The 21277-nt window shown below is 40.8% G+C and carries 20 protein-coding genes; 2 read left to right on the top strand and 18 right to left on the bottom strand.

Annotated elements, in window-relative coordinates; genetic code table 11:
- Nucleotides 1-4: 4 nt before the first annotated feature.
- From ACFEL9_RS24395 to ACFEL9_RS24310, 18 genes are all read right to left on the bottom strand, one after another.
- Complete coding sequence (locus tag ACFEL9_RS24395) at nucleotides 5-811, bottom strand: polyprenol monophosphomannose synthase (RefSeq protein WP_385895533.1); 807 nt, start codon at nucleotides 809-811, stop codon at nucleotides 5-7.
- 78 nt (nucleotides 812-889) lie between these two features.
- On the bottom strand, nucleotides 890-1657 hold the full coding sequence (locus ACFEL9_RS24390) for an exonuclease domain-containing protein (protein ID WP_385895531.1): 768 nt from the start codon (nucleotides 1655-1657) through the stop codon (nucleotides 890-892).
- 367 nt (nucleotides 1658-2024) lie between these two features.
- A complete protein-coding gene (locus ACFEL9_RS24385) occupies nucleotides 2025-2654 on the bottom strand; it encodes a response regulator (protein WP_385895529.1) in 630 nt (209 codons plus the stop codon).
- A 184-nt stretch (nucleotides 2655-2838) separates the two neighbouring features.
- A complete protein-coding gene (bioA, locus tag ACFEL9_RS24380; protein WP_385895526.1) occupies nucleotides 2839-4122 on the bottom strand; it encodes an adenosylmethionine--8-amino-7-oxononanoate transaminase in 1284 nt (427 codons plus the stop codon).
- Complete coding sequence (gene bioD / locus ACFEL9_RS24375; RefSeq protein WP_385895523.1) at nucleotides 4119-4745, bottom strand: dethiobiotin synthase; 627 nt, start codon at nucleotides 4743-4745, stop codon at nucleotides 4119-4121. The genes bioA and bioD overlap by 4 nt, the downstream gene beginning before the upstream one ends.
- Nucleotides 4742-5908, bottom strand: coding sequence for an aminotransferase class I/II-fold pyridoxal phosphate-dependent enzyme (locus tag ACFEL9_RS24370; RefSeq protein WP_385895521.1), 1167 nt, complete (start codon nucleotides 5906-5908; stop codon nucleotides 4742-4744). Before ACFEL9_RS24370 ends, bioD begins: the two co-directional genes overlap by 4 nt.
- A 91-nt stretch (nucleotides 5909-5999) precedes the next feature.
- Nucleotides 6000-6983: a biotin synthase BioB gene (gene bioB, locus ACFEL9_RS24365; protein WP_385895518.1), complete on the bottom strand. Its 984-nt coding sequence runs from the start codon at nucleotides 6981-6983 to the stop codon at nucleotides 6000-6002.
- A 422-nt stretch (nucleotides 6984-7405) separates the two neighbouring features.
- A complete protein-coding gene (hisIE, locus tag ACFEL9_RS24360; RefSeq protein WP_385895515.1) occupies nucleotides 7406-7996 on the bottom strand; it encodes a bifunctional phosphoribosyl-AMP cyclohydrolase/phosphoribosyl-ATP diphosphatase HisIE in 591 nt (196 codons plus the stop codon).
- Nucleotides 7997-8128: 132 nt separating this feature from the next.
- Nucleotides 8129-8887, bottom strand: a complete 759-nt coding sequence (hisF, locus tag ACFEL9_RS24355; protein ID WP_385895512.1) for an imidazole glycerol phosphate synthase subunit HisF — start codon at nucleotides 8885-8887, stop codon at nucleotides 8129-8131.
- A 2-nt stretch (nucleotides 8888-8889) separates the two neighbouring features.
- Nucleotides 8890-9606 (bottom strand): 1-(5-phosphoribosyl)-5-[(5-phosphoribosylamino)methylideneamino]imidazole-4-carboxamide isomerase, encoded by a 717-nt coding sequence (gene hisA, locus ACFEL9_RS24350; protein ID WP_385895509.1) that lies wholly within the window; start codon nucleotides 9604-9606, stop codon nucleotides 8890-8892.
- A gap of 1 nt (nucleotide 9607) precedes the next feature.
- Nucleotides 9608-10015 (bottom strand): GNAT family N-acetyltransferase, encoded by a 408-nt coding sequence (locus tag ACFEL9_RS24345; RefSeq protein WP_385895506.1) that lies wholly within the window; start codon nucleotides 10013-10015, stop codon nucleotides 9608-9610.
- A gap of 1 nt (nucleotide 10016) precedes the next feature.
- Nucleotides 10017-10607 carry an imidazole glycerol phosphate synthase subunit HisH gene (gene hisH / locus ACFEL9_RS24340; RefSeq protein WP_385895504.1) on the bottom strand — a complete coding sequence of 197 codons (591 nt, stop codon included), beginning with the start codon at nucleotides 10605-10607 and terminating at the stop codon, nucleotides 10017-10019.
- Nucleotides 10608-10697: 90 nt separating this feature from the next.
- Complete coding sequence (hisB, locus tag ACFEL9_RS24335; protein WP_385895502.1) at nucleotides 10698-11843, bottom strand: bifunctional histidinol-phosphatase/imidazoleglycerol-phosphate dehydratase HisB; 1146 nt, start codon at nucleotides 11841-11843, stop codon at nucleotides 10698-10700.
- A 3-nt stretch (nucleotides 11844-11846) separates the two neighbouring features.
- Entirely contained in the window at nucleotides 11847-12908 is a 1062-nt protein-coding gene (gene hisC, locus ACFEL9_RS24330; protein WP_385895500.1) for a histidinol-phosphate transaminase, read from the bottom strand.
- Nucleotides 12909-12982: 74 nt separating this feature from the next.
- Entirely contained in the window at nucleotides 12983-14260 is a 1278-nt protein-coding gene (gene hisD, locus ACFEL9_RS24325) for a histidinol dehydrogenase (protein WP_385895498.1), read from the bottom strand.
- A 144-nt stretch (nucleotides 14261-14404) separates the two neighbouring features.
- Complete coding sequence (gene hisG / locus ACFEL9_RS24320; RefSeq protein ID WP_385895496.1) at nucleotides 14405-15256, bottom strand: ATP phosphoribosyltransferase; 852 nt, start codon at nucleotides 15254-15256, stop codon at nucleotides 14405-14407.
- A gap of 569 nt (nucleotides 15257-15825) precedes the next feature.
- Nucleotides 15826-16665 (bottom strand): DUF4249 domain-containing protein, encoded by an 840-nt coding sequence (locus ACFEL9_RS24315; protein ID WP_385895494.1) that lies wholly within the window; start codon nucleotides 16663-16665, stop codon nucleotides 15826-15828.
- Nucleotides 16666-16668: 3 nt separating this feature from the next.
- The gene (locus ACFEL9_RS24310; protein WP_385895492.1) at nucleotides 16669-18987 is read right to left on the bottom strand and encodes a TonB-dependent receptor; all 2319 of its coding nucleotides are present in this window, start codon (nucleotides 18985-18987) and stop codon (nucleotides 16669-16671) included.
- 226 nt (nucleotides 18988-19213) lie between these two features.
- Between ACFEL9_RS24310 and ACFEL9_RS24305 the strand changes: the two genes are divergently transcribed.
- Nucleotides 19214-19654 (top strand): hypothetical protein, encoded by a 441-nt coding sequence (locus ACFEL9_RS24305; protein WP_385895491.1) that lies wholly within the window; start codon nucleotides 19214-19216, stop codon nucleotides 19652-19654.
- A 481-nt stretch (nucleotides 19655-20135) separates the two neighbouring features.
- On the top strand, nucleotides 20136-21277 hold a 1142-nt coding region (locus ACFEL9_RS24300), incomplete at its 3' end, for a SprB repeat-containing protein (RefSeq protein ID WP_385895489.1).

The following is a 21277-nucleotide window of genomic DNA, read 5'->3' as shown; positions in this document are numbered from 1 at the left end:
TGCCTTATTTGCTTTGAGGTACCATCTCATTCTTGTGCAGCGGGGAGGAAGCAGATATGGAAATGGGATCAGTGTTTTTGACTCTTTTACGATAATTGGTAAACCAGCTATGCCAGCGAAGTTTTAATACACCCAGTATTCCTTCTTTTACAATTCCCTTGTTCATTTTAGAAACACCGTATGTTCTGTCCTGGAAAATGATCGGAACTTCTTTCAACCTGAAATGAAGTTTCCACGCAGCAAATTTCATCTCTATCTGGAATGCATAACCGGTGAAGCGGATCTCATCAAGATTAATTGTTTCCAGTACTTCTTTACGATAACACATAAAACCGGCCGTTGGATCTTTAATCGGCATCCAGGTGATAAGCCTTGTATAAAGTGAACCACCTTTGGATAAGGCAATGCGATTAGAAGGCCAGTTAACAACACCACCACCTTTTACATAACGGGAACCAATTGCTACATCAGCTCCTTCGTATTTGCAGGCATCATACAAACGAACCAGGTCCGAAGGATTATGTGAGAAGTCCGCATCCATTTCAAAAATGAAACGATAGTTATTGGCCATCGCCCATTTGAATCCATAAATATAGGCAGTACCTAATCCTTGTTTACCTCTTCTCTCTTCAATAAATAATTGATGGGAAAATTTTGATTGCAGCTCTCTTACTATTTGAGCAGTTCCGTCAGGCGAACCATCGTCTATAACCAACACATGAAATCCCTCTCCAAGGTTGAAGATGGCATGAAGAATATTAGTAATATTCTCCCTTTCATTATATGTTGGTATGATTACTAATTTTTCCATTAAAAAAACGGAAGTAACGAATATACGATAATCAAAAAAAATTGCTATGTTAAATTGTTCACACGGCGTCCTGTTTAATCAGGCCTTTTTCAACATAGTACGGGTATAAATCTCGGTCAATTTTTGCTTGGTATGTTGTGGAAAATCTCCCTTCATCATCCAGTCGTAATACTGGGGCTCTGTTTTTAAAACATCAGACACAGCCCGCCCCTTAAATTTACCAAAATTAAAGACTTCAACCCCGTTTTCCATAACGAATCTGCGGGCAAAATCCACAATCACATCTTCGCCAATGGCTTTGATAATTGATTCAACAGTATTCCCAAGAGCGGGGTATCGCTGGGTCTGTGCCTCCAAAATTTCATAAGTCGCTGAAGCGTCTGCCTCAGCGCTATGTGCCCCTTCCAGCGTTTTATTGCAATAGAATTTATAAGCGGCTCCCAGTGTTCTTTGCTCCATCTGATGAAATATCTTTTGCACATCTATCAATCTTCTGCCCTTCATATCAAATTCTACCTGTACCCGCAGGAACTCTTCCATAAGAAGCGGAATATCAAACCGGTTGCTGTTATAACCCGCAATATCACAACCATCCAAAATCTGTTTCAATTCATGTGCTACCTGCTTAAAAGTCGGTGCATCTTTTACCATCTCATTAGTAATACCGTGAATATCACTGGATGTTTTGGGGATTGGCATTTCTGGATTAATCAGCTTTCGCTTCACTATCCGGCTACCATCTGTTAGGATTTTTACGATGGCGATCTCAACAATTCTGTCTGTTCCAAGGTTAACACCGGTGGTTTCGAGGTCGATCGATGCAAGTGGTTTTATCAATTTCAACATGAGCTAAGCAATTTCTCTTATAATGTATATAATAATATGATGTATGAGCGGTAAAGTTAATTGTTTAGTATTCTTTAACAAGCCCTAAATTCAATCATTTATTTATATTTAACAAGGTCTAAGTCAATCAAAAACAGTAAAATAGGAGAAACATTTTTTAAATTTGCAAAATAAATAAAGCTTAGTCACGTTTTAAAACACAATAATACAGTCATCAAAATGAAAACTCGTTCTCTTATCGCACTTGTAATGATAGCTCTTACGGCAATTTTAGCTACCTCCTGTTACTCTTCCAGAAAAAATGGTTGCCCGGGTAACCCGCAGGCAAACTACCGTTTCAGGGGATAAGGTTGATTGAATGAATTCTTTAAAGGCCTTTGGTATTAATGTAATTCACTAATGCAGCCGTGTTTTTCAGTTTTAATTTCTTGAGAATATTATAACGGTGCACTTCTACTGTTTTCAGAGAAATATCCAGTTGTAATGCTATTTCTTTTGACGAGAGTCCTTCTTTTATCAGCTTGATAATATCAATCTCTCTGCGGGATAGATTATTTAACTCATCAGAGTTTTCATCCATTTCCTGCTCAGCTAAAATAGCTTTTACTTCTTCACAGATATACTTTTTGCCATTATTCACTTCAATGATTGCCGTCACCATTTCTTCCTTTGAGGAATTTTTAGTTACATAGCCCATGGCTCCCAATTGCAACATACGCTTTGCATAAGCAGGCATAGTATGCATGGATACGGCAATAATTCTGGACTCAGGCGAAATCTTGTGAATCTGCCTGGTCGCATCAAACCCATTTATTGGGGTCATATTGACGTCCATAAGAACAATCTGCGGCCTTTTTTCTCTGGCTATTTCTATCGCCTCTTCTCCCGAACTTGTCTCGCCAATAACAGTAAATCTTGAATCGCTGTTGAGAATAAATGCCCAGGAGTCCCGAATCAGCTTGTGATCATCGACAAGAAGAATTGTAATTTTTTCCATTTAGATATACGGCTACTAACTTTAAATTGATGTGAATCAAACCACCAGAACAATCATGCAAAAAAAGTCAATAATTCTGACAATAAAAAGCAAATTATTAGAGATCACTTGAAATATGCTTTGGTTCGCTTTAGTCATACAATTGTAAAAACACCAGTATTACTAAATCTACTTTCCGAAAAATTTACCTGTTGACCAGCTCAAATCTTTCAATCGCCTTATAAACCTGTATCAGTTCATCCTCTGTAATGCAATAAGGAGGCATTATATAAATGGTATTCCCTAACGGACGCAAAAGAATGCCCTTGTCCATAAAATAATTATACAATCTGTCACGAAGTGAATTAAAATAGGATGTTTCTTCGGGTGATTCAAAATCAATGGCAAGGATAGTACCGGTGCAACGAAGATTTTTAAATGCAGTTGTATTATTATTTCGTTTGATAAAATGCAGGTGTTGCGCTGTTATTCGCTGAATGTTTTGGATACATTCCTCTTCTAATAAAAGGTCAAGACTCGCCAGCGCTGCTGCACAGGCAACAGGATTGGCAGTATAGGAATGACCGTGAAAAAAAGTCTTAGAGCGATCATCCGATAAAAAGGAATTGAAAATTTCCAGTGTACAGGAGGTAACGCCCAATGGCATTGTACCACCTGTTATTGCTTTTGACAAGCAAATTATATCCGGCTTTGTCTCAATATAGTCACATGCAAATAATTTTCCCGTTCTTCCAAAACCGGTCATTACTTCATCCGCAATGGTGATGATACCATTTTGCTTACATGTATAGATCATTTGATCCAAGGTATCAGCATCATACATTAGCATGCCCCCTGCGCCCAATACCAATGGCTCAACGATAAATGCCGCGATCTGATCTTTGTTGGTATTAATTTGTTCTTTTAATTCATCAAGCGCAAAATGTTCCATTCCTTTTGCCGGAAAAGGAATATGAATAACATCAAACAGCAGGGATGAAAACGGATCAGTAAAAGAGCTCCTGGCACTTACCGACATGGCCCCAAACGTATCGCCATGGTAAGCATGTTCCAAAGCGATGATCTTATTTTTGGACTGCTCTTTGTTATTCCAGTATTGCAAGGCCATTTTAACGGCTACTTCCACTGCTGTAGAACCATTATCGGAATAAAATATCCTTGCCTGGTTGTTGGGCAGAATGCCGAGCAACCGTTCAGCAAGCAATACAGCCGGCTCATGTGTAAAGCCGGCAAAAATCGTATGTTCCAGTCTCAGTAGCTGGTCAGCCACTTTTTGCGCTATATAGGGATGCGCATGCCCGTGAATATTGACCCACCAGGAGGAAACAGCATCAATATATTTGTTATTGGCTTCATCAATTAAATACACTCCCTCTCCCTTTGTAATGCCAATCGGTGGATTGCTTAATTTCATCTGCGTGTAGGGATGCCAGATGACCTGCTGGTCTCTCGCTGAAAGATTTCTCATAAAAGTTCATTCAATTTTTCCCGGAGCTTATCCGCATACCGCTTTACGGTTTCTTTGCTGATGATTTTTTCGTGATCGATCCTCGCTATACAATTTACTCCGGTGTACTGCAGGATAAAATCTTCGGTTGATGCATTTCTTTCGCCGTTAAAAATAATTCCTGCCAGCCCGATACCATACTGCCTCAACACTTCAATGGATAGTAAGGTATGATTAATACTCCCGAGATAATTCCGGGACACCAATACAACCGGAAGTCCCCAATTTTTAAGCAGATTAATATTCAGTTGCTTATCATTCAGCGGAACCATTAATCCCCCTGCTGGTTCTATAACAATTGTATTACGAGATGCAGGAAGAGCAAGTTTATCAAATTCTATTATCGTCCCATCAATTTTTGCTGCCGCATGTGGCGACATGGGTGTTGCCAACCGGTATGCTTCGGGATGAAAAAAGGATTTGGTATTACTGATATGTTGCTTGACAAAATCCGTATCGGTGAAGTCAAGGTTGCCCGACTGTACAGGCTTCCAGTAATCAGCTTCCAGCGCTTCAGTAAGAATGGCTGCAATAAAAGTTTTTCCGATATCCGTGCCGATGCCTGCTACTACAATTCCCGTCATGAAAAAAGAATTTGATTCAATGTACGCTTCAATTCATCCACCTCTTCCGTGGTGTTGTGCAGGTGAAGGCTTATCCGTAACCGCTCTTTCCCAATAGCAACAGAAGGGCTGACAATGGCCCGCACATCAAAACCTTTAGCCTGTAATTGTCCGGCAACATATCTGGCCCTTTTGCTTCCGGGTATTACCAGGCTTTGAATAGGGCTGATGCTATTGATAAGCCATGTATCTCCTGGAATGTTTAATCCTTTTTTAAAATAATCAGTTAACTGATGCAGGTAGGCATTGTCAAAATCAGCTGACAGCAACTGCTCGTAAGCGGCTCTGACGGTAAAGAGGGAATGAAGTGGCAGCGCCGTGGTAAAAATAAATGATCGGGCAAAATTGATAAGATAATTTCTCAGTACATTGCTGCCTATGATCACAGCGCCATGGCAACCCATAGCTTTGCCAAATGTATGCACCCTTGCAAATACATCCTGCTCCAACCCGAAATGATTCACCAGTCCCCTTCCCTGTTTTCCGAATACACCGGTAGCATGAGCTTCATCAACAATTAAATGGGCATTGTATTGTTTGCACAATGAAACGATTTCCGGAAGCGGCGCCATATCGCCATCCATTGAATACACTGATTCGATGGCAACAAAAATACCTGCCTTGCCGGCAGGCATGTTTCCTTTTGCTTTCTGCAATTTTTTTTCCAGATCTGCAGTATCATTATGAGCAAACCTCAGACGGTTCGCATAACTCAACCTGCAACCGTCAATCATGCTGGCGTGGATCAGCTCATCACAAACCAGCGTGTCATCCTTTTTGGCAATGCTGGAAAATAAACCCACATTGGCATCATAGCCCGAGTTAAAAAGCAGGCCTGCTTCGGCGTTGTGAAAGTGGGCTAAAAATCGTTCCAGTTCTTCGGCATAAAGCGTATTGCCCGATATGGAACGGGAACCGGTTGCCCCTGATAGATGCTTTATTCCAACATCCAATTGTCTTACACGTTGTTTTATTTTTTCAGAACGTGCAAAGCCCAGATAATCATTCGAGCAAAAATCAATCAGCCCCTCATTCGACTGCAGAAAGCGATACATGGAAGCTTCTTTTCTTTTATCAAGAATTTCCTGCAATGAATCATTAATTGTTTTGGATGATGTTTCCACGAAGAAAAAATGTTTCCAGTTACCGGTTACTGGTTACCTGTAACACATCGACTATCGCTCAGTGCAACCGGTAACAAACTTATTTAAGCAATCAGCTTTCAACTTCAACTACCTTCTTTTCATTCTTAAAAGCTTCCCGGGGTTTCAAACCCAGTAGCTCAAACATCTGCATATCATCATTGAAAGATGGATTGGGTGTCGTTAATAATTTATCTCCTGCAAAAATGGAATTGGCCCCTGCCATAAAACATAAAGCCTGTTCAGGCAAACTCATTTCGAGTCTTCCTGCAGATAAACGGACAACCGTTTTTGGCATAATGATCCTTGTAGTAGCGATCATTCTTACCATATCCCATACTGAAACTCTTTCCTGGTTTTCCAACGGCGTTCCTTTTACCGCTACCAATGCATTGATAGGAACCGATTCAGGATGTTGAGGCAAATTGGAAAGTGTATGCAACATGCCCACTCTATCTTCAACCGTTTCGCCTAATCCGATGATACCGCCGGAACAAACCGTTAGTTTCGCTTTGCGAACATTATGCAGTGTTTGCAAACGATCATCATAGGTTCGGGTGGTTATGATGTTTTTATAATTCTCTTCGGAAGTATCTACATTATGATTATAAGCATACAACCCCGCTTCTTTTAATTTTTCGGCCTGTTCATATGTTAGCATGCCCAGTGTACAGCACACTTCCATATCCATTGCATTCACGGCCTTCACCATTTCTAATACACGGTCAAAGTCGCGGTTGTTTCTTACTTCCCGCCACGCGGCCCCCATGCACAAACGGGAAGCTCCGCCCTGTTTGGCTTTCTGTGCAGTCTCCACTACTTCTTCCACTTTCATCAGGGCATGAACATCTACACCCGTATGATATCGTGCCGCCTGTGGGCAATAAGCACAGTCTTCTGAACAGCCTCCTGTCTTAATAGAAATCAGGCTACTGATCTGCACTTCACTATAGTCATTATTACTCCTGTGAATAGTTGCTGCTTCATAGATCAAATCAAGCAGCGGACGGTGATAAATTTCCGAGATTTCTTCCTTAGTCCAGTTGTTACGAATCATATCTTAATTTGAAGGGCCAAAACTACTTGTATTTGTCGAAATAAAAATGTCTGAGCAAGATGTGTTATCAATAATTGAAACATTATTGAGTAGGCATTTTCTATTTATGAAGCCGGCTGTATTGCTACTTTGAACCCCGGTTGCGTCGCACTCTTCAACGTTCTGTCCGCTATTGGGCATAATTACAAACAGGTTTCATTCAATTCAGGCAACCTTAATAAAAAAAAATCACATTCTTCCTGCAGAACCTTATTACCTTATTGGACAAATAAACATAACAGTTTGAACATTCTTAGCGATTGGTTAAAATAATGTAATACGGTTAGCAATACAATGTTCATTTTTCTACTAAGGTTGTCAAGTTATCACTTCCCCATAAGAGTTGACAGGCGGTGAGCCCGATTTTTACTGAATTGCAGAAGCTATTTATGGCGCTCCGCCAAAACCTTTTTAACATCGTCCAATGAAAACCCTTTGGCCTGCAATAGTATCATGTAGTGAAACAATAGATCAGCCGCCTCATTCAGAAATAGCTCTTTGTTATCATCTTTAGCCTCAATTACCAGCTCGATGGCCTCCTCGCCCACTTTTTGAGCTACCTTATTTATTCCTTTATCAAATAAACCCGATGTGTACGATTTGGCTGAACGATCATCGAATCTTTTCCTGATAATATCAGTGAGTGTTTGTAAAAAATCACCACTGTTCGTTTCATTAAAACAAGTGTCCGCACCTGTATGGCATACAGGGCCTACGGGATTAACTTTAACAAGCAATGTATCGCTATCGCAATCAATCATAATTTCTTTCAACAACAAAAAATTACCACTCTCTTCGCCTTTTGTCCACAAACGTTTTTTACTCCTGCTAAAAAATGTGACCTTACCAATCTCTTTTGTTTTATTAAATGCTTCCTCATTCATAAATCCTAGCATTAACACTTTGCCTGTGATGTCATCCTGTACAATGGCCGGAACCAATCCATCATCATATTTTGCAAAATCTATTTTCATCTGTTTATTTTTTATTGTTTTTTGGCCAGATGGAATCTTGCCTGTCGGCAGACAGGTTCGCTGTAAAAATTATCATCGCCGTTGGTTATAAATTGCCCGATAATTTTTATGGTTTATTTCATTATTGACTATTTATCTTCTTACTGAAATATTACTGTTTGCGAGATAATCCTTGAGTTCGGGAATACCAATTTCTTTAAAATGAAAAATGCTTGCCGCCAATGCTGCATCAGCTTTTGCTTCTTTGAATACATCTACAAAGTGATTCATACTACCTCCGCCACCGCTTGCGATAACCGGCACGGGTAAAGAAGTTGCCAGTTGCCTCGTAATATCCAATGCAAATCCAGCTTTTGTTCCATCATGATTCATAGACGTTAGCAGTATCTCACCTGCTCCTGCTTCTACGCCCTGCCGGGCCCAGTCAAAACATTTTGTATCTGTTTTCAGCCTTCCGCCATTTAGGTACACATACCATTCTCCATCTTCTTCTTTTTTTGTATCGATTGCCAGCACCACGCATTGACTCCCGAACTCTTTTGATAGTTCATTGATCAGCGAAGGTCTTTTAAAAGCGGCTGTATTCACCGAAATTTTATCCGCCCCGTTTTGTAATAAGCTATTAACGTCTTCAACAGAACTAATGCCACCACCAACCGTAAAGGGAATGTTAACGTTGTGCGCAACACGATTCACCAGGTCAATCAATGTTTTTCTTTTTTCAACAGTGGCTGTTATATCCAGAAAAACTAATTCATCAGCTCCCTGTTTCGCATATAAGGCTCCCAACTCAACCGGGTCACCCGCATCACGAAGGTCTACAAAGTTGGTTCCTTTTACTGTTCTGCCATCTTTGATATCCAGGCAGGGTATAATTCTTTTTGTAAGCATTCTCAGGCAAAATTTTTAAGGTCAGTAAGACTGATACGGTTTTCATAGATCGCTTTCCCAATAATGGCTCCGCTACATCCTATCTCCTTTAATGTATGCAGATCGTTTACATTGGCCACACCACCGCTGGCAATAAAAAACAACCCAGGGAATTTTTTTATGATCTCAGTATATAATTCAACAGAAGGTCCTTCCAGTTTTCCATCTTTGCTGACATCGGTACAAAAAACCTGGCTCACTCCTTTCTTACTATAATTTTCAATAAAATTAAAAATGCTTTTATCGGTTGTTTCGAGCCATCCATGAATGGCGATCATTTTGTCTTTTACGTCGGCACCCAGCAGAAATTTTTCCCCACCGAAAATCATCAGCCACTTTACAAACTCAGCTTCGTTTTTCACAGCCATACTGCCCACCGTCGCAAACGCAGCTCCTGATTCAAACACAACCTTCACATCCTTCTCCGTAGCAATGCCTCCACCAAAATCAATGACCAGGCCTGTTTTAGATGCAATCATCTCAAGCACCTTCCAGTTTTTTACTGCCTTTTGTTTAGCTCCATCCAAATCTACCAGGTGCAATCGCTGCAAACCAGCACCCTCAAACTGCTTAGCGACTTCAAGCGGGTGCTCATTGTAAATTTTTTTCTGCTCATAGTCTCCCTGGGTTAGCCTCACGCATTTTCCATCAATTATATCTATCGCCGGTATTAGCTGCATATTAAGTCAACTGTTTTTGCATTTTTATAAATTCGATACCATATTTTTCCCAGCTGTCTCCTGTTTGCTGCATTCCAAATTTTTCATACAAACTGGTTGCAGATAGCCTGGCATTACACCAAATAATTTTCTTTTCATTTTTTACTGCCCAATCCATCACATATTGAAGCAATCTTGTTCCATAGCCCTTACCCTGCTCATTCGTAATCGTCGCAAATTTTCTGAATTGTATCGTCCCATCTCCTTCAAACAAACTAATCACCGATAATAAACGATCATCCTGGTATAATCCTAAATGCGTTCCGAGAGCATCATCGTCCAGCTTTACAAACTCCAATGTTTCTTTTGGATACATTACCTGTTGTCGGATCTGCAATATTTTTTCGATCGGAACTTCCTTGATCAACATCTCAGGCTAATAAAAAGTTTTTCAAAATTTGTTCGCCGATATTTGCTGATTTCTCCGGGTGAAACTGCACTCCCCAGAAATTATTTTTTTTCAACCCGGCACTGTAGGGCTGAATATAATGGCAGGTCGCTATTGTTTCATCACATAGTTCGGCATAATAACTATGCACCGAGTAGATGAAAGAGTTTTCCGGCACTGACTCAAACAATGAAGTTTTAAGATTGTAAATACTATTCCATCCAATCTGGGGAACCTTTATTGCAGGATCATTTGTCTTAAACCTCTTTATCGATACATCAAAAATATCCAGGCAGTCCGTATCATTTTCTTCACTATACCTGCACATCAACTGCATTCCCAGACAAATGCCCAGTACGGGTTGCTTCAACTCTTTAATCAGCATATCCAACTTCCTTTGACGCAGGTATTGCATAGCCGTACTTGCTTCCCCAACGCCCGGAAAAATAACCTTATCTGCGGCTTTTATTTTATCCGGGTCATCAGTAACAACAGCTTCAACTCCTATCCGTTCTAATGCATATAAGACAGATTGGATATTTCCTGCGTTATATTTTATAATTACAATACTCATTTTTTGTTACGAATTACACTAATGCTCACGAATTATTCAAAACTTATAATCTGTTATTTTCACTTTTGATTTTTCACTTTTCACTTCCGGCTACAATACCCCCTTTGTACTGGGCAGGTAATTGCTAAACGGATCTTTCTTCACTGCCATCCTGATCGCTTTCGCAAACGCTTTGAAGATCGCTTCAATTTTATGATGTTCGTTTTCTCCTTTACATTCGATATTCAGGTTGCAGCGGGCCGCATCGCTAAATGATTTGAAGAAATGAAAAAACATCTCTGTTGGCATCTCGCCGATTTTTTCTCTTTTAAACTCTGCGTTCCAAACCAGCCAGTTCCTGCCGCCAAAATCGATTAAAACTTTTGCCTCCGCCTCGTCCATTGGCAAAGCAAAACCGTAACGTTCCAAACCGGTTTTATCAGCCAGTGCTTTTGCAAAGGCTTCTCCTAATGCGATTCCGGTATCTTCAATAGTATGATGTTCGTCGATATGCAGGTCGCCATCGCAGCGGATAGAAAGATCCAGTTTCCCGTGCCTGGCAATTTGCTCGAGCATATGATCAAAAAATCCAAGACCAGTATGTATGGACGCTTTACCGTTTCCATCCATATTCAACTGAACACTGATTTTCGTTTCATTAGTATTCCGCTCATGGGATACTTTTCGTAAACCATTCTTTAAAAAAGCATAAATATCATTCCAATTGGTTGTTTCCAGCGCAACTGTCGATTGGCGCAATTCCTCTGCCTTATCTTTTACTTCGCCACCGCCCAAGGTTGGATCATTATTCAGCCAGATCCCTTTACAACCCATATTCTTTGCCAGCTGAATGTCGGTGATACGATCGCCGATCACAAATGAGTTAGGTATATCATAATTATCATTATTAAGATATTCAGTCAACATTCCGATGCCAGGCTTACGGGTTGGAGCATTATCCGCAGGAAATGATTTGTCGATAAATACTTTTGAAAAAAAGATTCCCTCTCCTTCCAGGCTTTTCATCACAAGATTTTGAAGCGGCCAGAATGTTTCTTCGGGGAAACTTTCGGTTCCTAAACCATCCTGGTTGGTCACCATAACTAATTCATAGTCCAATTCCCTGGCAATTCTTCCCATGTATTCAAACATAGCCGGATAAAACGTTAGCTTATCAAACGAATCCAGTTGGTACGTAGGCGGCGCCTCATTGATAAGTGTTCCGTCCCTGTCAATAAATAAAACCCGTTTCGACATAATTTATCTTTTTGATTTCATATAATCGATTAATGCATCGACCAGCAATGTGTTTTCATTTTCTGTTCCAATCGTGATACGCAAACAATCGTCACACAGTTGCACCTTACTCCTGTCTCTAACCACAATACCTTCGGTTAACAAATAGTCATATACATCAACGGCATCTTTTACTTTTACGAGCAAAAAGTTAGCGTCTGACGGATAGACTTTCTCTACCAACGGCATCCGCTGAAAGACATTGATCAACTCTTCCCTCATCGCTACAATCTCCCTGATCATATCGTTTACCTGTCCTACTTCTTCCAGGGCTTCCAAAGCAAGATCCTGGGTAGCCTGGTTGATATTATACGGCGGCTTGATCCGGTCGAGCAATTCAATAATTTCTTTTGATGCAAAGGCCATTCCTAACCGCAATGCCGCCAAACCCCATGCTTTGCTAAATGTTTGCATGACCACCAGGTTCGGATACTCATTTAATTCTTTTAGCAAAGAATGCTGCCGGGAAAAATTAATGTAGGCTTCATCAACAACAACTAAACCATTGAAATTATTCAGCAACATCTCGATATCCGGGTAATTAATGCTATTGCCAGTTGGATTATTGGGAGAGCATATCCAGATAATTTTGGTATTGTCATCAATCAAGTTTTCAATCAGCGCCAGGTTCAGTTGAAAATTGGGAAGTAATTCTGCTCTTCTCAATTCAACATCATTAATCGCAGCACTCACTTCGTACATTCCATAGGTGGGGGGACAAATGATCACATTATCCTTTCCCGGTTCACAAAAACAACGGTATAAAAGATCGATACACTCGTCGCTGCCATTTCCCAAAAAAATATTTTTTGGATCAACATTTTTTACCCGGCTAATGGAGGCTTTTAATTTTTGTTGGTGCGGATCAGGATAGCGATTGTACCATTTCGTCAATGGGGAACCCAAACTATTTTCATTGGCGTCCAAAAATACTTTTGCTTCGCCGCTAAACTCATCTCTTGCCGATGAATAGGCTTTTACCTTTTTTATATTTTCCCTGACCAGTTTATTTAAATCGAAGTTCATATTTTATATAGTTACCAGTTCCCGGTTCCCGGTTTCCTGTTACTGGTAACAGGAAACCGGGAACGCTTTATTTTTTAGTTTCTTAATCTAATACTAACCGCATTCGCATGCGCATCCAAGCCCTCAGCCTTTGCCATCAGCTCAACTGTTTTGCCGATATTAGCCAATCCTTCTTTACTGAGCTTTTGATAGGTAATTTTTTTTACAAAACTATCGACACTGACGCCGCTGTATGACCGGGCAAAACCATTGGTTGGAAGTGTGTGATTGGTGCCGCTGGCGTAATCCCCGGCACTCTCCGGCGAATAATTTCCCAGGAAAACAGACCCGGCATTAATGATTTGTTGAGCAATTGCTTCATCTCCAGCGCAGGAAATAATAAGATGTTCTGCCGCATATTCATTTACGAGGTCAATTGAATCTTCTAATGACCCAAGAACAATTGCCTTGCTATTTGTCAAAGATGCCGAAGCAAACTTCTCACGGGGCAATTCTTTCACCTGTTTTTCAATTTCAGCTTTCACTTGTTTAGCAAGGACTGGTGATGTAGTAACCAGCAATGTCTGGCTATCTGGACCATGTTCAGCCTGGGATAGAAGGTCTGCTGCGATAAAAGATGGATTACCAGTTTCATCGGCTAGCACGCAAACCTCACTGGGTCCTGCGGGCATGTCAATCGCAATACCTTCCGACTGGATCATTTGCTTGGCACAGGTGACATATTGATTGCCGGGTCCAAATATTTTATCCACTTTTGGAACAGATTCTGTTCCGTACGCCATCGCAGCGATTGCCTGAGTTCCACCAGCTTTAAATATTTTAGTAATGCCCGCTAACCGCGCAGTAAATAACACTGCGGGGTTAATGGTCCCATCTTTCTGCGGCGGGGTACAAAGAACGATTTCCTTACAACCAGCGAGTTTAGCGGGAATGCCCAACATTAATACGGTGGAAAAGAGAGGAGCTGTGCCACCCGGTATGTACAAGCCCACCTTACCGATAGCCACTGAACGCCGCCAGCATTTAACACCCGGCATTGTTTCAACCAGGGATTCAGACAACAATTGAGATTGGTGAAAGGTGGTGATATTATTGGCGGCAATTGTAATAGCCTCCTTTAATTCATCCGGCACATTTGTAACCGCCTGTTGAATTTCCTTTTCACTCACCAACAATCTTTTGATCTTTACTCCGTCAAAGTCCTTTGTCATTTTTCGAACAGCCTTATCACCTCCTTTCTTCACTTTTGACAAAAGTTTTTTCACCTTCTTTTCTAAAGAAAGCTGTTCCATCACTGGCCGCTGCAGCAATTCCGGCCATTCATTTCTTGTTGGATATTCTACTATTTGCATTTACAATCAATTATTTTTCCGATGAATCATTTCGGTCACGAATTAATTTAATTTTATTGCCCTATTTCACTTCTGACTTCTGACTTCTGACTTCTGACTTCTGACTTCTGACCTCTGACCTCTGACCTCTGACTTCTCACCTCCTCAAACTATCATCTTCTCAATAGGCACCACTAATATTCCCTGTGCGCCTTCTTCTCTTAGTTGTTCAATGATGTCCCAAAAATCATTTTCATCGATAACACTGTGTACACTACTCCATCCGGATTCTGCCAATGGTAATACGGTCGGACTTTTCATGCCTGGCAACAGGGAGATAATGTCTTTTAATTTTTCATTGGGAGCATTCAGCAAGATGTATTTATTATTCTTTGCTTTTTTTACTGATCGCAGTCGAAATAACAATTTATTCAGCAGGCGTTGTTTTTCGGGATCGAGCTTTTTATTCCGGATCAAAACCGATTGCGACTCCAGGATAGTTTCTGCTTCCTTCAAGCCGTTGGTCAACAAAGTTGAACCGCTGCTGACCAAATCGCAGATCGCATCTGCCAGCCCTATTCCCGGTGCTATTTCCACGCTGCCGCTGATCTCGTGGATCTCCGCATCGATATTGTTTGTCCTTAAAAATTCCTGCAAAATGACTGGATAACTGGTAGCGATCTTTTTCCCATTCAAATTTTCCCGGTTATAGGTATCGCCTTTTTCAATAGCTATTGACAAGCGACATTTACCAAAGCCTAATTTTTCCATCACGTCCACTTCTTTTTTCTTTTCATATACCACATTCTCGCCCACGATGCCGATGTCTGCCACTGAATCTTCCACGTATTGCGGGATATCATCGTCCCGTAAAAAATAAACCTCCAGCGGAAAATTGGCGGCTGATGATTTTAATTTGTTACCCCCATTGGAGATGTCGATACCACACTCTTTCAATAATCGTAAAGAATCCTCGTGAAGTCTGCCTGATTTCTGGATCGCTATTTTCAGTTTCATCTGTTTATTTTTTATTGTTTTAATTTGGTCAGATGGAACGCCCAATCAAATATCGTTCTGTATATCAACTATTTTATGTGGGCGTTTCATGTTGTTTTCCCCTTTAAGGGTGAGAAAATAAAAAAGGCCTACCGCCATGGTAAGCCCTTGAAAGTTAATTATGTTGACATACTACATAAAAACATCACAGCTTACCCGGTGGGTAAAATGATGATGATGATGTATATGCAGGTTTAAAATCATTTTGTGTTTCGCGGTGCAAAAATAGAGAGCTTTTTGATATGGCAAAATTTTATTTGGCTACCATTTTTTAAGAAAGTGGAAAAATACCCGTTTTAGGGTATTGTGTTTATGAAACATTCGAACTAATATTGTCTTGGTTTTTCATAGGATATTGGATTTTAAAACGGGGCTGGATTTTTATCCTGGCCCCATTTTTTTGTCTGTCTGAACCGGGATTTTTTGGATCAATAAGATTAATGGGAATTTCAGGGAGCTTGTTCAGTATATTTTGGTATCTTCTGATTCTGGCTTGTCAATCAACGGCCGATTGTTAGCTCATCGCTCTCTTACGGAACGACCACGGTTCTTGTTTGCAAAGTATGTGCACTAAAATAGCCTAGGGCGCCTCCTTTAATATTTGTCACAGGGTTAGCTGGTGAAGCAGACTGGCTACTGCCTGTTGCGCTTTGAAAAACACTGTACCAATATTTATACACTGCGGGATCTATACAAAGCATATCGATGGTAAGCGTATCACCCGACTTTATTTCTTCTTCAGGATTTTCGTCTTCGTCTACCAAATACCACAATTTCGACTGAACATATTTCCCATCGGAATAGTCGTCATTGTTGACAAAAATTGGTTTGTTCTTTTTACCGTTCACATACTGCACATACCGGTAACATTGTCCTTTGCCAGCCGGATCCTGGTAAGCGATATTGGCAAGCTTCCTGGTTTCACCAAATAGTATTTCATCTGATATAAAAAGAGTGTCCAGATTGATTTTTTGCGGCATAGTTGAAGTCGCCGTAAACTTTTCTCCATTCACTGTGACGTCCAGTGAATACGTTTTGCCTGGTGAACCGACAAGTGCCGGCGCTGTATAGGTTCCCGGGGATGTCTCGCTAAGAATTATATTGTTTCCACTATTATCGTTAATCAGTACTGTGGCTCCTGTTACTGGTGGAAAGTCATTGTTTTCAGTAATGTTTTTCGTTGTGGATAGCTTGACAAAACTTTTGTCCGCTTCGTCAGTAACCACACCTTCCACTACATATTTTTCTTCGGCATTTCTAGTATCTATTTCAATTACTTTTTGGCAGGAACTCAGCAAACCTGAAACTGTTGCTCCTGCAAAACACCATGTGAAAATTCTTTTTAAATTGATCGATTTATTAAAAGACATGCTCTAAAATTTAAAATTGTAAGAAACCGACGGAATATATTTGAATAAGGCTGTTTGCACTGCTTCGGTCTTATCCGGATCATCTTTATTGTCACGAAACTCTATTGTATAAGCGTTTTCACGACCATATGCATTGTACAAACTAATGGTCAGCTCGGAAGAAAATTTTCTTTTTTGTTTTAATATCCATGTAGCACCAATATCAAGGCGATGATAAGCCGGCATTCGATAGCCATTTCGTTCTGTGTAATAATAAACAGTTTGATCATCGATGCGATATTTACCAGCAGGGAATGTGACCGCACTACCCGTATAATAGATCCAGTTAGCCGAAAGCGTCCATTTCTTAGTCAATTGATAAATTCCTACTACCGCTATGTCATGCGTTCTATCCTGCCTGGCGTTGTACCAGTTGTTGTTATTGATACCATTAATCTTTCTTTCCGTTTTTGATAAGGTATAACTCAACCACCCGCTAAATTTTCCCAGCTTTTTTTTAAATAACCATTCAATTCCATAAGCCCTTCCTTTTCCAAAAAGCAACTGCGTTTCTATTGCATCAGAATTGATATAGATATCAGCTCCATCCTTATAATCCACCTGGTTTTGCATGGTTTTGTAATAAGCCTCCACATTCAACTCATATAGATTTTCACCAAAATTTCTATAATAACCCAGCGAAACCTGGTCTGAAATTTCGGGCTTGATAATATTGGTACTGGCCACCCACTTATCTGTTGGACTTGCCGTAGTAGAATTAGAAATTAAATGCAGGTTTTGAATATTTCTGACATACGATGTTTTGACGGAAGACACGGGATTCAGTTGATAGCTCAAAGCCACTCTTGGTTCCGTATTGAAGTAAGTTTTGACGATCTCACCTTTTTTATAACTGAATGTATCCGTCACAACACCATCATTATCTAATGCGTAGTAATCTCCCTTTCCTAAAATACTGAAAGCCGTTAACCTTACTCCATAGGTAAGATTGATTTTATCGGAGGCTTTCCAGGTGTTTGTTACATAGGCTGCATTCTCCAATGAGTATCTTCTTTGCAGGTTACTGCTGTTGATACTGGAAGCGGCCGTAGCGGTTACTTCACCGGGCCTGATGGTGTGAAAAATTGCATTTACACCAAATCGCATACTATTCCGGTTATCGATATACCATTGCAGTTCCTTTTTCAAATTCCAATCACGTATCTGTGAGAAAATGTCAAAATCGGTTGCACCACTCCGAATAGATATCTTGTAATTATAGTTGCTGTAAATAAGTGAAGTGTTGGAAAAAAGTTTAGGCCCAAAAATATGGTTCCATCTAACCGTACCGGTACCATTGCCCCAGGCTAATCCAAAAGTGCTGCCGACACCCAACTGATCACGACCGAAGTAACCGGACAGGTATAGCCGGTCTTTCCTGCCCAATATATAGTTGGCCTTTGCATTAAAATCATAAAATGAGAGATTATTACTATTTACCGTTGAATCTTTGGACAGTTTTAAGAAAGCATCTACGTAAGTCCTCCTTCCTGTTACCAAAAAGGAAGACCGATTTTTTTGTATGGGTCCCTCTATGTTTAATTTGGCAGAAATAAGACCAATGCCGCCACTAACATTATAAGCCTGGTTATTTCCTTCGTTCATTTTAATGTCCAACACCGATGATAACCGGCCACCATATTGGGCCGGCATACCTGCTTTGTACATCGTCATATCCTTGATGGCATCTGAATTGAATGTAGAAAAGAATCCCAGCAAATGTGAGGCGTTGTAAACCGGAGCCTCATCCAGTAATATCAGGTTTTGATCAGCAGCACCACCTCTGACATAAAAACCGCTATTTCCGTCTCCGGCCGATTTCACGCCTGGCAGCAGCTGTACCACTTTCAAAATATCTCTCTCGCCCAATAAAACAGGAACATACCGGATATCTTTTGTCGAAAGTTTCTCCATTCCCATTTGCGGGTTAGTTAAACTGCGGGTACGGGAATTGGATGACACTACTACTTCATCGAGATCCCGCACTACGTCTTCCAATGAAATGTTCAGCACAATATCCCGGTCAACATTTATTTTTTCCGAAAATGGTTGCAGACCGACTGCTGTTGCCTCCAGGATATATTCTCCTTTAGAAAGGGTAATGGAATAAAAGCCATAATCATTGCTGATGGTACTGGCGTTCCCAACTTTTATCGTGGCGGCGATAACGGTCTCACCTTTAGTTTTTGAAGAGACGGTACCGCTGATTGTAAATTTCTGTTGTGCCTTAACTGTCAGCCCGGTGAAAAAGAAAAGAAGGATAAGCAAAAATTTATTGCGCATTGTAATAGTATTTGGTCAAAAAGAATCAGCTGTGAATTTTCTTACGGGCCACAATATTAACAGTAATCAGGTAGGCCGAAAAAATATGGACCGCTATTTAACTTAAGTATGACATTCAACTAAATGAATTACGTTTTACGAACCATTTAGTTTGCCGGTTCTAAAAAACAATGCTGTCGGCTACTTGCATGAACGGAGAATGTTTTTTATTTTGGCAGCGATATCTATGAAGACCGCGTTGACCATCCTGATGATCACCTTCACCCTGATCCTTTCTGCACAACCTCTGAAAAGATCTGAGTATAATATTATTTTGGGAGGATGTTTTAATAAAGACAAGGTCAGCCTCTCGATCAACAACCGCCCAATTTTTACCAATTACATTATTGATAATAAGGACTCTCTGGCTAAGGGAAACCTCAACCTGTCGCAAGATGTACAGGGCGTACGAATCAACTACAACGGAAAGGAGATTACCCGCAAACCTGTCCCGTTTGAATACCTTCTTAATATAAAAGTGACCGTCAACCGAAAAACTAGCCGTTTTAGCCTGGATATGCGAAAGGGTAATATTATCCTGTTGGATTTTTGCCCGGAAAAAGATGATCAGCCCTCCACCCGAAAACTCAGTGCCAGCCAGTTACAGGAACCTTTCCTATTAATGTAAAAGTTTCCGGCTTACCCTGTCGCGGCTGTTTTCCACTTTTTATTAATCCGTTTTTATAACTATACAGAAAATGTACAAAGTAAAATTACACAGTTGCCAATAGTGACTTTACGAACAATAATTTTTAAATCACCATGTGTATATTATTATTCGCATATGCTACGTTATACTAAGTAGTACCACGTAGTTAAGTAGTTAACCATAAAATCCAAATCATGAAAAATTCTACACCAGGGAATTGTGTTGGTCCTCTTCATCAAACTTTTGGCATTTCGCCACTATCAGCATCCTGTTTTACCCAAACATCAAAAGGTAGCAGCTTAGTACCACTTGGAAAATTCTCCGGGTGATTACTTCGCAGAGTTTTATCGGACGCTTGCTTACAACAATGAAGCAGCCTACCCGGCAAAACTGCAGGTTTATCATTGATTGAAGCCAAATCCTATTTAAATACAACCACCATCCGCTTACTGAGAATTACATGTGTTCTGACCTGAATACATATCCACCTACCGCTAAACCGAGGCTTAGTGCGTCTGCTTTTCTAATGGCTGCAAGGCATTTTTTGCTTTTGCTTATCGTCTTATTCTTTTGCAACTCGGCAATAAACGGTCAGGCGACGGCAACAATCTCTGTAAATAATTCTTCTGTTTGTCAGAATGGGTCTGAGCCGTCCATTACTTTTACGGGTGCTAACGGCACTCCCGAATATAGTTTTGACTACTCGATAAATGGCGGCCTAACGCAAACTTCACTAGTTAGTTCAGGCAATACGGTTCAATTATTATTCCCGACAACTAATGCCGGAACCTTTATAGTAGCCTTGCTCGCAGTTAGAGACGCAAATGGCACAGGTCTGCCAATCCCTCAAGTGGGAGCTGTAACTATAACAGTAAAGGCAACTCCACCTATACCGGACGTAATAGTGTCCGACAACTGTGATGGGACTTCGACATTAACGGCTAATAATGCATCCGGATCTCTTTTGTGGAGTACCGGCGCCACAACAAACTCCATCTCGGTTAATACAGCCGGGGTCTATACAGTAACTCAAACGATAGATGGATGTACAAGCGCAGCCGGTTCCGGAACCGCAAATCCCAAAACAGGGCCGCCTGATCCGGTTATAACGGCAACAAATAATTGTAATGAAACCACAACATTAACTGCAAGTGCAACAAGTGGCACTTTTTCCTGGAGCACCGGAGCTACGACAAGCTCAATCACTGTCAATTCCGCTGGAATTTATTCCGTTACCGTTACTGATAACAATAATTGTACAGCTACCGCTTCGGTCACCATTGGGCAGCCTGCTGCAGCGCTGGCTCTCACCTCTTCAAAAGTGGATGTGCTTTGCTTTGGCAATGCCACCGGGTCCATTGACTTAACTGTTAGTGGTGGTACGACTCCTTACTCTTATGTGTGGAGCAATGGCGCTGCTACACAGGACATCACCGCCCTTGCTGCAGGAACTTATTCCGTTACCGTTACTGATAACAATAATTGTACAGCGACTACTTCTGTTACCATTGGGCAGCCTGCTGCGGCCCTGGCTCTCACCTCTTCAAAAGTGGATGTGCTTTGCTTTGGCAATACCACCGGTTCTGTTGATTTAAGTGTTAG

The organism is Terrimonas alba (genome assembly GCF_042434975.1).
Classification (GTDB): domain Bacteria; phylum Bacteroidota; class Bacteroidia; order Chitinophagales; family Chitinophagaceae; genus Terrimonas_B; species Terrimonas_B alba.
This window is presented reverse-complemented; position numbering and strand designations above follow the sequence as displayed.

Coding starts and splice junctions, on each gene's coding strand:
- ACFEL9_RS24395 (WP_385895533.1), bottom strand. CDS start 811: ATGGAAAAATTAGTAATCATACCAACATATAATGAAAGGGAGAATATT.
- ACFEL9_RS24390 (WP_385895531.1), bottom strand. CDS start 1,657: ATGTTGAAATTGATAAAACCACTTGCATCGATCGACCTCGAAACCACC.
- ACFEL9_RS24385 (WP_385895529.1), bottom strand. CDS start 2,654: ATGGAAAAAATTACAATTCTTCTTGTCGATGATCACAAGCTGATTCGG.
- bioA (WP_385895526.1), bottom strand. CDS start 4,122: ATGAGAAATCTTTCAGCGAGAGACCAGCAGGTCATCTGGCATCCCTAC.
- bioD (WP_385895523.1), bottom strand. CDS start 4,745: ATGACGGGAATTGTAGTAGCAGGCATCGGCACGGATATCGGAAAAACT.
- bioB (WP_385895518.1), bottom strand. CDS start 6,983: ATGATTCGTAACAACTGGACTAAGGAAGAAATCTCGGAAATTTATCAC.
- hisIE (WP_385895515.1), bottom strand. CDS start 7,996: ATGAAAATAGATTTTGCAAAATATGATGATGGATTGGTTCCGGCCATT.
- hisF (WP_385895512.1), bottom strand. CDS start 8,887: ATGCTTACAAAAAGAATTATACCCTGCCTGGATATCAAAGATGGCAGA.
- hisA (WP_385895509.1), bottom strand. CDS start 9,606: ATGCAGCTAATACCGGCGATAGATATAATTGATGGAAAATGCGTGAGG.
- ACFEL9_RS24345 (WP_385895506.1), bottom strand. CDS start 10,015: ATGTTGATCAAGGAAGTTCCGATCGAAAAAATATTGCAGATCCGACAA.
- hisH (WP_385895504.1), bottom strand. CDS start 10,607: ATGAGTATTGTAATTATAAAATATAACGCAGGAAATATCCAATCTGTC.
- hisB (WP_385895502.1), bottom strand. CDS start 11,843: ATGTCGAAACGGGTTTTATTTATTGACAGGGACGGAACACTTATCAAT.
- hisC (WP_385895500.1), bottom strand. CDS start 12,908: ATGAACTTCGATTTAAATAAACTGGTCAGGGAAAATATAAAAAAGGTA.
- hisD (WP_385895498.1), bottom strand. CDS start 14,260: ATGCAAATAGTAGAATATCCAACAAGAAATGAATGGCCGGAATTGCTG.
- hisG (WP_385895496.1), bottom strand. CDS start 15,256: ATGAAACTGAAAATAGCGATCCAGAAATCAGGCAGACTTCACGAGGAT.
- ACFEL9_RS24315 (WP_385895494.1), bottom strand. CDS start 16,665: ATGTCTTTTAATAAATCGATCAATTTAAAAAGAATTTTCACATGGTGT.
- ACFEL9_RS24310 (WP_385895492.1), bottom strand. CDS start 18,987: ATGCGCAATAAATTTTTGCTTATCCTTCTTTTCTTTTTCACCGGGCTG.
- ACFEL9_RS24305 (WP_385895491.1), top strand. CDS start 19,214: ATGAAGACCGCGTTGACCATCCTGATGATCACCTTCACCCTGATCCTT.